Below are 15,334 nucleotides of genomic sequence, written 5' to 3'. Positions count from 1 at the left end.
GCCCTTATGGTGAAAGGCTTCCACGCAAGAAAACCAGACGAACACGGGAGGACGGCCCCATGCTCGAACTGCGCCCGAATTGCGAGTGCTGTGACCGCGACCTGCCCCCGGCCAGCGACGCGGCCCGAATCTGCACCTTCGAACACACCTTCTGCGCCGACTGCGCCGACCTGCGCTTCGACGAGACCTGCCCCGACTGCGGCGGCGGCCTGGTCATGCGGCCCATCCGCCCCGAAGCGGAACTGCACCGCTATCCGGCCTCGCTGCGACGGGTGACGAGGGCCCACCGCGCGCCGATGGTCCGCCGCGAACCCGAGGGACCGCCCGGCTGGGCGTAGGAGCTGACCAAAATCCCTCTCTCTSAGAGAGAGGGAGGGGCCCGCCGCGAAGCGGTGGGAGGGTGAGTGGTTACACTGTCGGCCGGGAATTCCGGCGCTCTGCCCAACCGTCAAACGCCGACCTCCCCGGCGAAGGCCGAACCCACGCGCCTTCACGCGGACGGCGCCACGCGAGGGCGCGTCATCCCCAAACTTTCCGGATGAATCTGGGCCCCGGCCTTCGCCGGGGAGGTCGGGAGTAATGAGTGCTTCGATCTGCGAGACCGTAACCACTCACCCTCCCACGCTGCGCGCGGGCCCCTCCCTCTCTCTSAGAGAGAGGGATTTGAACACACGATCGTCAGGCCAATATGGTCTGGTCAGTTGCCTCGGGTCGGTCGTCAAAACGGTGCGAGTGGTCTGAACTGTTCTGGTCCGCTCAGGCCCGGAAATCCTCGAATTCACCGGTAAAATGACGGTTCTTCTTTGAACGCGCGGCGGGCGTCCATCGCTCACCCTACAAAAATCTAAGCTTAATCAGCAGGTTGCTGCCAAGTTGCCGACCGCGATCCTCTTCCCACAAGGTCAGACCTCAGTGTCAGACGTGTTGTTGACGCGTGGACCGATTTGGGAGAAGCTCTGGTAGCGCTAACAATTTCTGTCGGCGCCCAAAAAAGCAAAATGTTCGCCGGATGGCGGGCTTCGTTAGAGGGGATCAACAATGCAACGGCTGTGTATGGTTGCGCGTCTGCGACGCGCTGCGCTGCTCGGGGCCACGATGCTGTCCGGGCTGGTCGCCGTGGAGGCCCACGCGCAAACCGCGCCGGCTCCGGCCCAAGCCTCGACCGACGTCGTCGAGGAAGTCGTCGTCACCGGTTACCGCAAGAGCCTGGCGCAATCGACCGTCGCCAAGCGCGAGACGACCGGCTTCGCCGACGCCATCTTCGCCGAGGACATCGGCAAGTTCCCCGACTCCAACATCGCCGAGTCGTTCAACCGCATTCCCGGCATCACCATCACCCGCGACATCACGGGCGAAGGCACCAACGTCGCCATCCGCGGCCTGGGCTCGAACTTCACCAACGTGACGCTGAACGGCGCCTCGATCGCCGTGGCCTCGTCGGGCGCCACCGACGCGCAGGGCACCGACCGCTCGGTCGACCTCAGCTTCTTCCCGACCGACCTGTTCACCAAGCTGACGGTCAACAAGAGCTATTCGGCCAGCCTGCTGGAAGGCGGCGCGGCCGGTAATATCGACATGCGCTCGGCCCGTCCGTTCGACCGTCCCGGCCAGCACCTGACCTTCAACATCCAAGGCGTGAAGCCCAGCGGCGCGGATATCGGCGGCAAGGGCTCGCTGATCGCCAGCAAGACCTGGGAGAATTTCGGCGTCCTGTTCGGGATTTCCGGCCAGCGGCTCAAGACCGACACGCGCGGCTACGAGACGATCGGCTTCACCAACCCGAACCTGTCGGCGGCCCAGTGCGGCGCGGCGACGGGCTGTAACCCCACGGGCGGCGGCAACTGGACGATCCCGACCACGGTGCCGGTCGGCGCGGGCGGCGGCCTGGTGGCCGGTCAGACCATCGACCAGGCCTTCCTGCTGGCCCACAATCCCGGCGCCTCGATCCAGCAGATCGACAACGGCCTGCTGCCGCGCCTGGGCCGTCCGTCGGCCGAGTATGGCCGCCGCGACCGGTTCAACGCCGTGACCAGCCTGGAATGGAAGCCGACCGACGCCCTGAGCTTCTATGTCGACGGCATGTACGGCTACAAGAAGAACGACCTGCTGCGCGAGGACATGGCGTGGATCGTGCGCAACGGCGCGATCATTCCGACCAACACCAAGTACGACAAGACCGACTGCTCGGCCGGCTGCACGGTCACCCAGGGCACCTACGCCAACTCGCAGTTCTTCCTGGAATTCCGTCCCTACATCGAAAAGACCGAGCTGTGGGGGATCAATCCGGGCGGCGAGTGGCAGATCAACGACAAGCTGAAGATCGAGGCCCAGGCCAACTACACCAAGAGCACCTTCCACCGCGAAAGCCCGACCTTCGGTCCGGTCACCGCGCTGGGCGTCGGCACGACCGTCGACTACACCTACAATCCGAACGGCATCCCGACGATCAAGAGCAGCATCGACCTGAACAACCCGGCCAATTTCGTCTGGACCGGCGGCCGGTTGAACATGCAGGACGAGAAGCGCTGGTATGAGACCAAGGGCGCCCGCGCCGTGGTCACCTGGGGCGACGAGAAGCTGAACCTGAAGTTCGGCGGCAACTACGACGACGCCTCGCGCACCATCCGCGGCTACGACAACACCGGGCCGTGGCAGAACGCGACCTGCGGCAACAATCCCAGCATCAACCTGCCTTCGCCCAACGGCCAGCCGCCCTGCCAGGGCCTGAACCAGCCGGGCGCCGCGCCGGCCGGCTATCCGACCTATCCGGGCTACGGCACGGGTTCCACGGCCGGCCAGACCGGGACGCTGACCTATGCCGGCTCGCTGATCCCGACCACCAGCCTGGCCAGCTACCTGAAGCCCGGCCCGGCCGGCTTCGTCACCGTCGACTGGGACAAGGTCAAGGCGGCCACCAACTACGACAAGCTGCATGACGCCTATGTCGAGACCGGCGGCTCCAACACCGGCGCCAGCGGCGGCTACATCAACGAAAAGAACAGCGCGGCCTATACCGAGCTGAACGGCGTCACCCAGGTGCTGGACAGCGACCTGCGCTTCAATGTCGGCGTCCGCTACGTCCATACCAAGCAGACGATCGGCGGCCGCGTCTCGATCGCCGATCCGCGCAACACCCTGCCGGGCGGCGCCCAGCTGCCGGACGGCTCGCGCTATCCGAACATCACCAACTTCGTCTACACCGAGAACACCTATTCGAAGTGGCTGCCGGCCGCCAACATCGCCTATGACGTCGGCGAGCACGCCGTCGCCCGCGCGGCGGTGTCGGAGACCATGACCCGTCCGGATCCGGCCGCCCAGCTGCCCGGCGTCAGCTTCGGCGCGCCGTCGGCCGACCAGGCCACCATCGGCAACTCGGCCCTGAAGCCGTACTTCTCGAAGAACATCGACCTGGGCTTCGAATTCTACACCGGCCAGGAAGGCGTGATCGCGGTCAACGCGTTCCGCAAGTCGCTGACCGGCTTCACGACCAACAACGTCGTGACCCAGCCGTTCTCGTACCTGGCCCAGTACGGCATCACCTACGACACCCTGAACGACACCCAGAAGACGGCGATCAACTCGCGCGGCGGCCCGACCGCGGCGTCGGTCCAGATCCAGTCGCAGATCAACGTGCCCAACAAGCTGACGATCAACGGCCTGGAATTCCAGTGGGTGCAGCCGCTCGACTTCCTGACCAGCCGGTTCGGCGTCGAGGGGCTGGGCGTCAACGCCAACGCCACCATCGTCGACCAGACCAGCAACGGTCCGGCGACCGCCTTCGGCGTGGCCAAGTACACCTACAACCTGACGGGCTATTACGAGCACAACGGCGTCAGCCTGCGCCTGAGCCACGTCTATCGGAAGGGCTCGCAATCCAGCGGCGCCAACCAGAACGGCGTCACCGCGGCGGCGCTGTTCTCGGACGACTACAAGCAGACCGACTTCTCTTCGAGCTTCGATCTGCAGAAGATGTTCGGCCTGGGCAACGTGCCGCAGCTGACCTTCAACGTGACCAACATCACCAACGAGAAGCTGCGCTCGCACTTCCAGTACGACAACGCGACGTTCACCTACTACAAGCCCGGCCGCCAGTTCCTGGTCGGCCTGCGGGCGACCTTCTAAGGCCGCGAGGCCGGCGCCTCGGCGCCGGCCTTAAACCTCCTCGGTTCCCTCCGCCCGCCGCCTCCGCGTTCCCTTGGAGTCGGCGGGTTTCTTTTTGCCCGTTTGCGCCCGCGGACTCCCCATTTCTCTTGTTCCGGCGCCCCCGGGGGCGGCCTTGCCGGACAATCTGTCGCAAGGCTGGAGGCCTCGCGGATTCAGGATTGTTAACCGCGCCAAGCTTAAGCTCCGAGCGTGCAAGGAGCACTTCCATGACCCACGCCGCCAGCCCCAACCCGGTCAAGGTTCCCGCGTCCAACCGCTCGGTTCTCGGGCTTGGCGAGTCCCTTCTGCACATGGCCCTTTCGGCGGCGATCCCGGTCAGCGCGGTGGTCTTCGTGGTGCTGAGCTTCTAGGGCTCGGCCGACGTTCATCTTGGGCGGGTCAAATCCCACTGCCTTCCTGGGCCTTGTGCCCAGGACCTATGTTCGAGGTCGGTATGGACTCTTTGGGTTCGCGCCGCTGAAAGACCGTGAGCTCAGCCTCAATTCTGTTGAATCTGAACCCTGGGTCCTGGGCACAAGGCCCAGGAAGGCGTGGTAAATTTGACCCGCGGTGAATGTCGATTGGCCTAGGGCTCCGCGCGAAGCGAGGACGCGACGCCGACCAGGCGAACAGGCCCCAACAGACCGGACGGCAGCAAGGCCGAGCCCGCGCGATAGGGCGAGACCGGCGCGAAGGCGACGGGCTTGGCCCCGGGCTGCTTGTCGCCGATCAGCCGGTTGGGCCAGAGGTTCGCCACCGCGATCGCCAGTGCGTTCTTGCCGGGCTTCAGGGCGTCCGTGATGTCGACGCGATAGGGCGCGTGCCAGGCGGTGGCGACCGGCTTGCCATTGACCGAGACGGACGCCAGCTCCTTGACCTCGCCGAGATCCAGCTCGATCCGCCGACCCGCCTTGAGCCAGCCGCGCTGGATCCGGACGTCCTTCTGGTAGGTCGCGACCCCCGAGAAATACCTGATCCCCGGATCGGCCGCTTCCGGCCACGAGATCAGTTTGTCGAACACCGCGCTGTCGGGCGCGCCGCGCTTGGCTTCGAAGCCGACGCGCCATGGTCCCTCGAGGGTGGCGAGCGGGCTGGCCTGGCGCGGCGGCGCGGTCCAGGCCGTCTGGCGCGCGGGCTTGTCGAACACCACGAACACCGCGTCGTGCCCGGCCAGGTCCAGCCGCGTACGGACGCCGCCGCCGGTCTGTTCGTAGCTGAGCGCCTGCCGCTGGCCCGTCTCGGCGCGCCACAGTTCCGGGGCGCGGCCTTCGACCCGGAAGACGGCGTCGAGGGCGCGCGGTTCGGCGCTCTGGTTGGAGACGAAATAGAGGTCGGCGTCGGCGGTTCGGCGATGCAGGGTCAGCAGGTCGGCGCCGGCGGCGGCGTCGCCGAACGCGACGTCCGGCGCGACCTTCTCGGCCGCCAGGGCCGAGGCCAGGTCGGCATAGACGCGGCCCTGGCCCAGGCTTCGCCCCGGCGCGCCGTCGCCCCAGATCTCGTCGGCGAGCTTGGCGACCTCGCCGTCCGGACTGGCCATGCCCAGGCCGCCGACCGGGCGCTTGCCGACCAGCACCGCGCCGTCGGCGACCAGGGCGCGGATCTTGCGCAGGGCCGGCAGGCTGAGCCGCCGGACGGTGTCGGGCAGGAACAGGACGCGGTAGCTCATGCCGCTAGGGGTCACCAGCCGCCCGTCCTTGACCGACAGCAGGGTCAGCAGCGCCTCGGGGTTGATGTAGTCGTAGGCGTAGCCCCTGGGCGCGTCGGTGTTGACGCGGTCCTTGAACAGCTCGGTGAGATTGCGCTCCTCGCCATAGAAATAGGCCACGTCGGCGACGAACCGGCCCTGCTGCAGCATGTACGAGGTGCGGCTCAGATAGCTGACCCACGGCCCGGCCTGCTCGGCCCAGGTCTCGTTGCGATTGAAGTACTGGCCGAAGATGAACAGGCCCAGCCCCGGCTTGGCGTCGACCAGCGGCTGCATGTGCGACTCGTGCATCAGGATGCGGTTGACGCCGTGCGCGAAGATCTCGTCGGCGACCGGCTTCAGCATGGCCGGCGAGAACGACCACGGGTCCTGCATGGCCGCCACGGTCAGGGCCTCGGCGGCGACCAGCGGCTTGCCGTAGACGTGGGCGGCGGAGGCGGCCTCCTCGAGGTCGGCCTTCAGCGGTGGCTGGCCGGGGGCGGTGGACCAGGGGCGGTACCAGAACTCGGCGGTGGGGATGTCGGCGCGGGCCTTGGCCGTCATGCCGTCGACGATGGCCCGCGGATAGTCGCCCTGGACCTCGGTGTAATAGCCCATCCCGCGCGCCTTCAGCGCCCGGGCCAGCACGGCGTAGTGGTTGTCGACCACCAGGTCCTTCAGCGTCTGGCGGAAGTCGAACAGAAAGCGCTCGGAGGCGTCGGCGCTCTGGACCAGCCGGCCGGTCAGCACCGGCAGCCATGGCGTCGGGTCATAGCCCCGCCGGGCCCGGAACTCGGCGAGCATGGCCGGCGTCCAGTTCTGCACGCCCGCCTCCCAGCTGTCGGTGAGCAGGGTCTGGACGCCCTTGGGCCCCAGGGCGTCGCCGCTGGCCTGCTGGTAGAGGTCCAGATAGTGGGCGAGGTAGCGGCCGACGGCGGCGGCGTCGAGCTTGTCGACCTCCAGGCCGGTGGCGCCGGGCTCGGCCGGGGCGTTGACCGCGCCGGTCAGCGACCAGCCCAGCCGGACGATCGTCCAGCGGCCCTTGGGCGGGGTCCAGTCCAAGGTCCCGTCGTGGCGGAGCTTGCCGGTCAGGTCGACGACCTTGGCCGGGTCGATCAGCGCCCCGACCGGGATCGCCGCCTGCGGCTGACCCTCGTGCGCGCTCGGCGAAAAACCGGCCTTGGCTTCGAAGCCGTCGATCCGCGCCCCGGTCCGCAAGGCCAGGCGCGAGATCGCGTAGCTGACCTGCTTGGGGCGTCCCATCATCTTGGCGACGGGCGGCTGGAAGTCCTCCGGCGGCGCGGCGAAGCGCAGCCGCAGCCGCTGGGTGCTCACCGGCGTGAAGGCGAGCGTCTGCTGCGGCGCGCCGTGGGCCAGCGGGCCGCTGGTGGCCTCGACGACGCCTTCGCCCACGGCCTTGAAAACCCCCGGCGCGGTCTCGGCCTCGATGATGAGCCTCGTACCGAACTGGACGCTGAGCGAGACCGCGCCCAAGGTCACGACGGTGGGAAACCTCGCTTCCAGCCAGGCCTCGGTCTCGCCCTGGGCGGGGGCCAGCTTCAGCGACAGGCCCTCGGTCGAAGCGCCGGGGACTGTCTCGGCCAGCGTGGCGGGGCCGGCCTGGGTGGTCCACAGCGGCGCGGCCGGGGCGGTCTCCAGCGGCGGGGTCGGATAGGCGAACACCGCCGCCTCGCCATAGGCCTCGACCGCCGACTTGCCGGTCTTGGCGCCCTGGAAGCCGCCGCTCGTGCGGGGCGGGGCGGGGAGGGCCAAGGGCGCGGTTCCGCCGCCATCGACGGTGGTCTCGCTCCAGACGTACTTCTTCATCGCGTCGGCGGGCGTCACCCACGGGCCGCCGGTCTCGCTCCAGCCCGGCGAGCCGGCGATCCCGACCTCCATGTCGGCCGCGCGGGCCTGGGTCAACGCCTGGCGGAAGATGGCCCGCCACTCGGGCGACATGAACGGGATGGGCTTGTCGACGACGATCGGCTCGGGAAGTTTGCCGCCGGAGAAGGCGTGGACGCCGCCGACCCCGATCCGCCGCATCCAGTCCAGGTCGAGGCGAGCGCCTTCGGCCGAGACGTTGCCGCTCATCCAGTGCCACCAGACGCGGGGCTTGGCGCTGTTGGGCGGTGTGGCGAAGCCGGCCGCCAGGTCGTCGCCGGCGGGCGCGGACAGCGCCGCGCGCGGCTCGACCATCAGGGCCGAAGCGCCGAGAAGCGCCAGGAGGAGACGACGCTTGGCCTGCGCGCGGCCGATGCCCGTGGATGCCAAATCGTCCTCCCCGTCCCGTCCGCCATCGGTCTGACGGCGCTTTTGGAGCCGTGTTATTGAACGAATGTGTACGATAACCGTCGTCACCTCGTCAAACGGCTTCGCTTGGATCCGAACGACCGTTGGCGAGGGCGCTGATCGGGCTGAGCTCAGTCTGGAATAGGCGCTTGGCGCTTTCCGGGCAGGCTCTCGGGTCCCGCCCGCGCGAGGCTGTCCGCCTCGCGAGGCGGCGTCGTGTCGCTGCGTCGAGACGGGCCATTCCGCGCCCCGCAGCGCATTTAATTGACCGTGATCGTTTAATTTAACTTGCCAGCCAAAGCGCGGCCATTGATGATCCCGCCATGGGCCGCGAGGCGGCTCCCGGCCTGTCCGTCGAGCGCGCGAAGACGCACCGAGGGCGCGCCAAGGCCAGTGTGGAGGAAGCATGATGAACCGACGGGACCTTATCGCCACGGCCGGCGCCCTGGCCGGCGCCTCCGCCCTGTCCGGCGCGGCCTGGGCGAAGGCTCCGCTGCCGGCGCTTCCCATCGAGACCGTGGATGTCGACCTGACCGCCGACGTCGGCGCCCTGGCCCACATCTGGTCCGAGTGCGTCGGCTCCGACCGGGCCGGCCTGACCATGCGCGAGGAATGGCGGCTCGACGCCAAGCGCGCCTGCAAGGAGGCCGGCATCAAGCGGGTGCGCTTCCACGGGATCTTCAACGACGACGAGATGGCCGTGCGGCCCAAGGGCGCGATCGGCGCCGCGGGGCAGAGCTTCAACTTCCAGAACGTCGACACCGTCTATGACGGGGTGCTCGAGACCGGCATGAAGCCGTTCGTCGAGCTCAGCTTCATGCCCAGCAAGCTGGCCAGCGGGACCGCCAATTTCGGCACCTATCGCGGCAACATCACCCCGCCGGCGTCGCTGGACGACTGGAAGGCCTTCGTCGCCCTGTTCGTGCGCCACCTGGTCGACCGCTATGGCGCGGCCGAGGTGCGCCAGTGGTATTTCGAGGTCTGGAACGAGCCCGACCTGGGCTTCTTCTGGAGCGGGACCCAGCAGCAGTATTTCGAGCTCTACAAGGCCTCGGTCGAGGCGGTGCGCAGCGTCGATCCGGCCCTGAAGGTCGGCGGCCCGGCCACCTCGAAGGTCCAGTGGATCCCCGAGTTCCTGGCCTATTGCGCCCAGAACAGCCTGCCGGTCGATTTCGTCTCGACCCACCTCTATGCCGGCGACAACCAGGTCAAGGTGTTCGGCCAAGCGGGCAAATATACCCAGAACGAGATCTACGCCGCGGCCATGAAACAGGTCAGCGACCAGATCGCCGCCAGCGCCTACAAGAACGCCGAGCTGTGGCTGGGCGAGTGGTCGTCGGACAGCCCGGCGATGATCGCCCACATCATCAAGGGCTGCCTGCCCTATCTGAAGGGCATGTCCTACTGGCAGGTCAGCAAGTTCGAGGAAGTGCTGGTCCCCAACTTCATCTTCAAGGAGGGCGACAACGCCTGGGGGCTGTTCTCGGCCCGCAACGTCGCGCGCCCGACCTTCAACACGTTCAAGCTGCTCAACAGGCTGGGCGCGCGGCGCCTGAAGGCCGAGGGGCCGGCCCTGGCCTCGCGGCGGACGGGCGGCGGCAGCGCGGTCATGGTCTGGAACCTGGCCGACGCGCCGCAGGCCAGCGGCATCCCCGGCGCCAACAGCGTGCGCAAGGTGGTCGGCGAGGCCAAGCGCTATCGCGTGCGGTTGAAGGGCGCCAAGCCGGGCCAGGCCGTCAAGGTCAGCTATGTCGACATGGAACGCGGCTCGCCCTATCCGGCCTGGCGCGCGCTGGGCTCGCCGCAGTATCCCACCCGCGAGCAGCTGGCCAAGATCCGCGCGGCCGCCGAGCTGCCGGCCCCGCACGTGCTGAAGCTGAGCGCCACGCGCGAGCTGGTCATCGACCTGCCGCCCGAGGGCGTGGCCCTGCTGGAGCTGGCTTGACCGCCCTAGCCGGCGCGCCAGGCTGATTGTCCGTCGATCAGCAGGCGCGCCATCATCTCGGCCGCCGCCTCGCAGGCCGCGTCGGTCACCTCGCCGACGCCCGACTCCTGGCGGATCCATCCGACCAGGCCAGAGGCGAACAGCTTGGCGGCCAGCAGGGTCCGCTCGGTCGGCGCGGCCTGTCCGTCGGCCCGCGACAGGCGCGTGGCGATCGCCCGGACGTTCAGCATGTAGCCCATCTCGTGGAACAGGCGGGCCAGCTCCGGAAAGCGCGGCCCCTCGGACACGACCAGATGGTCGAAGGCGCGGATCTCCGGCTGCCTCAGGGCCCGCAGCATCGAGACGGCGCGGTGGCGCAGCCAGGCCGCGATATCCTCGTCGAGCCGTTCGTCCTCGATCGCGATGTCCGCCGCCGCGGCCGCCTGCCAAGCCTCTATCCGCGCCTCGACGATGGCCTGGAACAGCGCATGCTTGTTGGCGTACCGCGCGTAGAGGGTGGCCTTGGACACGCCGGAGGCGGCGACGATGGCCTCCATCGAGGTGTTGGCGTAGCCCTGCGACAGGAACAAGGCCTGGGCGGTCGAGAGGATGGTGTCGGCGATCGCCGCCAGCTGGGCGGCGCTGGGGCGCCCGCGCCGGGCCGTGAACCGCGTCTTCGCCTCGGCCGCGCCCGCCTGTTCGTCACCCGCGCCCATGTCGCCCGCTCCCTCGCCTGCTTCTTGCTAGCGGCTCGGGGAAGGGGAGTCACCCGGGCTGTCGGCGTCGCGCTTCCGAAATTGGCCTGACCAATTTGCGCATTGTGCGGCTCGGGCGAGCCGGCGCGTCAGAAAGCGAACGAATTCGACGTAGACGTCTAAATCGCGGCTACCAGGCCATGCGGCCGTGGAACAGCACGTCGACCGCGTGCTCGGCATAGGCCATCGCTTCCTCGTGGCTGATCTCGCGCACGCGCTGATGAGTGTCGTACCAGCCGGTCAGCATGGCCATCAGCATCTCGGCGACCCGGGCCGGATCGCGGGGCGGGGCGGGGAAGTTGCTGGTGCTTTCGACCAGGCCGCGGGTCAGCAGGTCGATGGCGCTGCGATGGCCGGCCTCGTGCAGCGCGCGGGCCAGTTCGCCGCCGGCGTCCGCGCTGCTGGTCAGCACGCGCTGGAAGGCGTGGATCTCTTCCGAGGCCAGCGATTCCAGGATCGAGCGGGCGATATGGTTGAGGCGCTGCTTGAGGTCGGCCGGCATCGGCCCGTTGCGGGCGTCGGCCGCGGCCTGCCAGGCCTGGACCCGGTCGGCGACCACGGCGTGCAGCAGGGCTTCCTTGGTGGGATAGCGCGAATAGAGCGTGCCCTTGGCGATCCCGGCCGCCGCGGCGACCGACTCCATCGGCGTGGCGTCGAAGCCCAGGGCCAGGAAATGTTCTCGCGCCGCCGCCAGGATGGCCGGGTTGATCGCCTCGGAGCGGGCGGTGGTCGGGCGGCCCGGGCGCAGCGGCGCTTGCGGCGCGGCGTCCTTCGGGTCTTGGCCTTCGGTGTCTTGCGGGAGCGCGGCGGTCATGGACCTTCTAGGCAAGTCGGTATCCAAATCTTTCGGCGCGAGCCGTGAGTCCAGCTCTCACGATTGTCGCGGGTGGGGCAACCCGATTCATCCGACCGGGCCATCGAGCCGCGATCGTACAACATTCCGCGAGAAAATCGACCGGTGTCGTACAATTGCGGTTGCCTTTGTCCGGACCCTTGCCATGATCGCCGCCGAGGAACGTCCACAACAACGAGAACCCCCATGCGTCTAGCTTCCCTCGCCCTCGCCGCCGCGCTGCTGGTCGCGCCGGCGACCGTCCTGGCCCAGGCCGCTCCGACCGCGCCGGCGGCCGCCGCCGATCCCGCCAGCCTGCCGGGCGCGGCCCAGGCCGCCAAGTTCAAGACCGGCGAGACCACGGTCGGCGACATCCTGGACAACCCCGCCGCGACGGCGGTGGTCAAGAAGCACCTGCCTGAGCTGGTCGCCAACGAGCAGATCAACATGGCGCGCGGCATGACCCTGAAGGCCATCCAGCAGTACTCCGCCGACACCGTGACCGATCAGAAGCTCACGGCGATCGACACCGACTTCGCCAAGCTCGGCGCGAAGTAGGACCTTAACGACCAACGCCTCGGCGATCGCATCGCCGGGGCGTCTTCACGAGCCGTCCTCGGGTCAGGCGCCCCTGCGGCTGACCGCGCCGCGACCGTCGCCAGGGCGCCGGTCGCCATCAATCATACATCAGCGTCAAATTGTCGCCCTGACGCCCGTGTTTTCGCGTGGTCTCGTCGGGCCGCGCAGGCCCGCGCCCTGTCGGCGAGTGGGTCTACGGAACCTTATTGAACGGTTCCGTCTCTTTTTGGTTGACCACTGGTCAGGACAGTTTACAACGCAAGTCAGCGGCGCCGGCCTAGCTTTCAGGCGCCGCGAACGCCCCGCGAAAAACGTTCGTGGGCGGATTTCTCGCCGGTCCAAACAGTGCGGGCGCGACGACAAAGGTGAGACCGGCTTCTAAAGGCCGGCGCGAGTGGACGGAGACGAACGGGTGCTTCCGCGCTTCGTGGACGGTGAACGCCGTCCGGCCCACCGCCGAGTTCGCCTTGCCCGAGGGGGCGCGGGCGAGCCAGGTCCGGGCGCGAAGGCTCGTGGCCGTCTTCGAAAAACAAAACAGGTCGCCGGCCCATCGGCATGCGCGGCGATCGCCGGGCGTCGGGCCGGCGAGAACAGGGAGGGTGAGATGAACAACACTCGGATCATGATGCTCGCGGGGGTCAGCGTTCTGACCCTGAGCGCCGGCGCGGTCCAGGCGCAGACGGTCGCCAAGCCGGCGGCCGCGGAGCCGCTGATGGTGGGCGAGGTGATCGTCACCGCCCGCCGGCAATCGGAAAACCTGCAGAACGTGCCCACGACGGTCTCGGCGGTCAGCGGCGACTCGCTGAAGAAGCTGGCGATCACCCAGTTCCAGGACGTCGCGGCCCTGGTGCCGGGCCTCAGCCTCGGCACGTCCAGCGTCACCGCCGGCCGCTCGCCCGCGCCGTCGATCCGCGGCGTCTCCTACGACGCCAGCACCCAGGCCTCGCCGACGGTCGACATCTACCAGAACGACGTGCCGATCGACGGCACGGTGGCCTTCCAGGCGGTCTATGACATCCAGGCCATCGAAGTGCTGCGCGGCCCGCAGGGCACGCTGCGCGGCCGCACCGCGCCGTCGGGCGCCATCACCCTGACCACGCGCCGGGCCGACACCCACGACTACGGCGGCTATGTCAGCGCCCAGGCCACAGACCACGGCGGTCGCAACCTGCAGGGCGCGGCGAACATCCCGCTGATCGACAGCGTCCTGGGCGTGCGCCTGGCCGCCGTCGTCGACGAGAACAAGGGCGACTTCGTCACCAGCCTCAACAGCGCCTTCCTGCCGGCGAAGAGCACGCGCAGCGGCCGGATCAGCGTCAACTTCACGCCGACCGAAACCTTCGACGCCACGGTCACCTATCAGAAGCTGAACAGCCACAAGCGCCAGTTCACGCAGATCGAGGGCAATGGCGCGCCGGGCGGCGTCTCGGCGGCCGCGCCGGCGGGCTACAACGGCCCGGTGATCACCGCCTCGCAGCGGCTGGACGTCGATGACTCGCCGCGCTTCAACTACACGGACAACGACTTCCTGAGCGCCCAGCTGAACTGGGAAGTCCTGGGCCAGCGCCTCAGCTATGTCGGCGGCTACACCAAGGGCGACGCCACCACGGTCGGGGCGCTGGACTATGGCAACGTGCTGATCGGGCGCAGCTACTTCCAGAACCTCAACACCAAGAACTCGCAGACGACGCACGAAATCCGGCTGTCGTCGGTCGGCAGCGACCGCCTGATCGACTACACGGTCGGCTACTTCTATTCGAAGGCGCCGAGCAAGACCGGCGGCACCCAGGTCGCCTCGTTCCTGGCCGGATCGTTCGGCTCGCCCGGCGCCCCGGCCAATCCGCGCGTGCTCGACAGTCGCTACAGCCTGCCGACCCTGATCACCGTCAACAACAACGCGACCGAAAACTCGGTGTTCGCCAATGTGCGCGTACACCTGGGCGAGGCGACCGAGATCTCGGGCGGCGTGCGCCACATCGTTTCCAAGGTCGACAACGTCCAGACCGTGTTCCTGGGCGCCGGCATGATCTCGCGCGCCATCGGCTTCCCGTGCTCGGCGGCCGGCTTCGCCAGCAGCTATGGCGGCGGCTTCTGCGACATCCCGATCGCGGCCGGCACGACGCCGGTCCAGAACAGCTCGCAGAAGAACACCGAGAAGCCGACGGTCTACAACCTGTCGATCTCGCACCGCTTCTCGGACCAGGTGCTGTCCTACGGCACCTTCGCCACCTCGTGGCGGCGCGGGGCCAACAACTTCGCCCTGGCCAACGCCGAGAACGATCCGGTCCTGTCCAGCTTGATCTTCCTGCCGGACGAGAAGTCCAAGTCGTTCGAGACGGGGATTAAGACCAACTGGCTCGACCGTCGCCTGCGCCTGAACCTGGCCGCCTTCTACCAGAAGTACGACGGCCTGCTGTTCCAGGTGACCTCGATCCCCTACCTGCAGGCGAACGGCGCGACCGTGTCGGTGTCGAACTCGACGTTCAATGTCGGCGCCGACTCGGTGGTCAAGGGCTTCGACTTCGACGGCGCGTTCCAGGTCACGCCGAACTGGAGCGTCAACGGCGGGATCAGCTACGCCGACGGCAAGGTCGACAACGACACCGTGCCGTGCCGCGACGGCAATTTCGACGGCGTGCCCGACTCCGGCGTCCCGACCCTGAGCGACTTCCGGTCGCGCAACATCCACGTGGCGACCTGCAAGTCCGACCAGGCCACCTCGCGCGAGCCGCTGTGGAGCGGGACGCTGCAAAGCGAATACTGGCGCCCGGTCGGCGGGGTGGAGGCCTATGTCCGGGGCCTGCTCAGCTACTATCCGGAGAACAAGCGCCGGAACGCCGGCTACACGGTTCCCAACTACGGCCTGCTGAACGTCTTCGCCGGCGTGCGCTCGCCGGACGGGGCCTGGGACCTCAACGTCTTCGCCCGCAACCTGACCAAGACGGGCGTCGAGACCAGCCGCGACGTGGACTACACGACCCCGGCCGGCGGGGTGGCCACCTTCTTCGGCCAGAGCGGCTATCGCTGGACCAGCTACACGTCGCCGCGGGAAATCGGCGTGTCGCTGCGCTACGCCTTCGGCGCGCGCTGATCGGGCGACGCTCAAAGGATCGGAAAGGGCCGGC

At 68.3% G+C, this 15,334-nt stretch carries 9 protein-coding genes; 6 read left to right on the top strand and 3 right to left on the bottom strand.

Annotated features, from left to right (window positions below; genetic code table 11):
* Positions 1 to 59: 59 nt before the first annotated feature.
* The 3 genes from ASC70_RS05410 (at position 60) to ASC70_RS25250 (ending at position 4,514) form a co-directional block, all read left to right on the top strand.
* Positions 60 to 338: a DUF1272 domain-containing protein gene (locus tag ASC70_RS05410; protein ID WP_047407482.1), complete on the top strand. Its 279-nt coding sequence runs from the start codon at positions 60 to 62 to the stop codon at positions 336 to 338.
* Positions 339 to 1,038: 700 nt separating this feature from the next.
* A complete protein-coding gene (locus ASC70_RS05405; protein ID WP_056047203.1) occupies positions 1,039 to 4,122 on the top strand; it encodes a TonB-dependent receptor in 3,084 nt (1,027 codons plus the stop codon).
* 248 nt (positions 4,123 to 4,370) lie between these two features.
* Positions 4,371 to 4,514 (top strand): hypothetical protein, encoded by a 144-nt coding sequence (locus ASC70_RS25250; protein WP_164468825.1) that lies wholly within the window; start codon positions 4,371 to 4,373, stop codon positions 4,512 to 4,514.
* 215 nt (positions 4,515 to 4,729) lie between these two features.
* Here ASC70_RS25250 and ASC70_RS05400 read toward each other — a convergent pair whose 3' ends face one another.
* Positions 4,730 to 8,101: a glycosyl hydrolase gene (locus ASC70_RS05400; RefSeq protein WP_235519271.1), complete on the bottom strand. Its 3,372-nt coding sequence runs from the start codon at positions 8,099 to 8,101 to the stop codon at positions 4,730 to 4,732.
* A gap of 424 nt (positions 8,102 to 8,525) precedes the next feature.
* Between ASC70_RS05400 and ASC70_RS05395 the strand changes: the two genes are divergently transcribed.
* A complete protein-coding gene (locus ASC70_RS05395) occupies positions 8,526 to 10,064 on the top strand; it encodes a hypothetical protein (RefSeq protein WP_235519269.1) in 1,539 nt (512 codons plus the stop codon).
* 5 nt (positions 10,065 to 10,069) lie between these two features.
* Here ASC70_RS05395 and ASC70_RS05390 read toward each other — a convergent pair whose 3' ends face one another.
* Entirely contained in the window at positions 10,070 to 10,759 is a 690-nt protein-coding gene (locus ASC70_RS05390; RefSeq protein ID WP_056047200.1) for a TetR/AcrR family transcriptional regulator, read from the bottom strand.
* Positions 10,760 to 10,928: 169 nt separating this feature from the next.
* Positions 10,929 to 11,612 carry a TetR/AcrR family transcriptional regulator gene (locus ASC70_RS05385; protein WP_056047197.1) on the bottom strand — a complete coding sequence of 228 codons (684 nt, stop codon included), beginning with the start codon at positions 11,610 to 11,612 and terminating at the stop codon, positions 10,929 to 10,931.
* A 225-nt stretch (positions 11,613 to 11,837) separates the two neighbouring features.
* Here ASC70_RS05385 and ASC70_RS05380 point away from each other — a divergent pair, with 225 nt between their 5' ends.
* The gene (locus ASC70_RS05380; protein WP_056047192.1) at positions 11,838 to 12,188 is read left to right on the top strand and encodes a hypothetical protein; all 351 of its coding nucleotides are present in this window, start codon (positions 11,838 to 11,840) and stop codon (positions 12,186 to 12,188) included.
* 625 nt (positions 12,189 to 12,813) lie between these two features.
* Positions 12,814 to 15,300 (top strand): TonB-dependent receptor, encoded by a 2,487-nt coding sequence (locus ASC70_RS05375; RefSeq protein ID WP_235519267.1) that lies wholly within the window; start codon positions 12,814 to 12,816, stop codon positions 15,298 to 15,300.
* Positions 15,301 to 15,334 lie beyond the last annotated feature (34 nt).

Origin of the sequence: Caulobacter sp. Root343, from assembly GCF_001425745.1 — a bacterium.
Classification (GTDB): Bacteria; Pseudomonadota; Alphaproteobacteria; order Caulobacterales; family Caulobacteraceae; genus Caulobacter.
The sequence above is the reverse complement of the archived record's forward strand: the minus strand, read 5'-3'. Positions and strand labels throughout refer to the sequence as shown.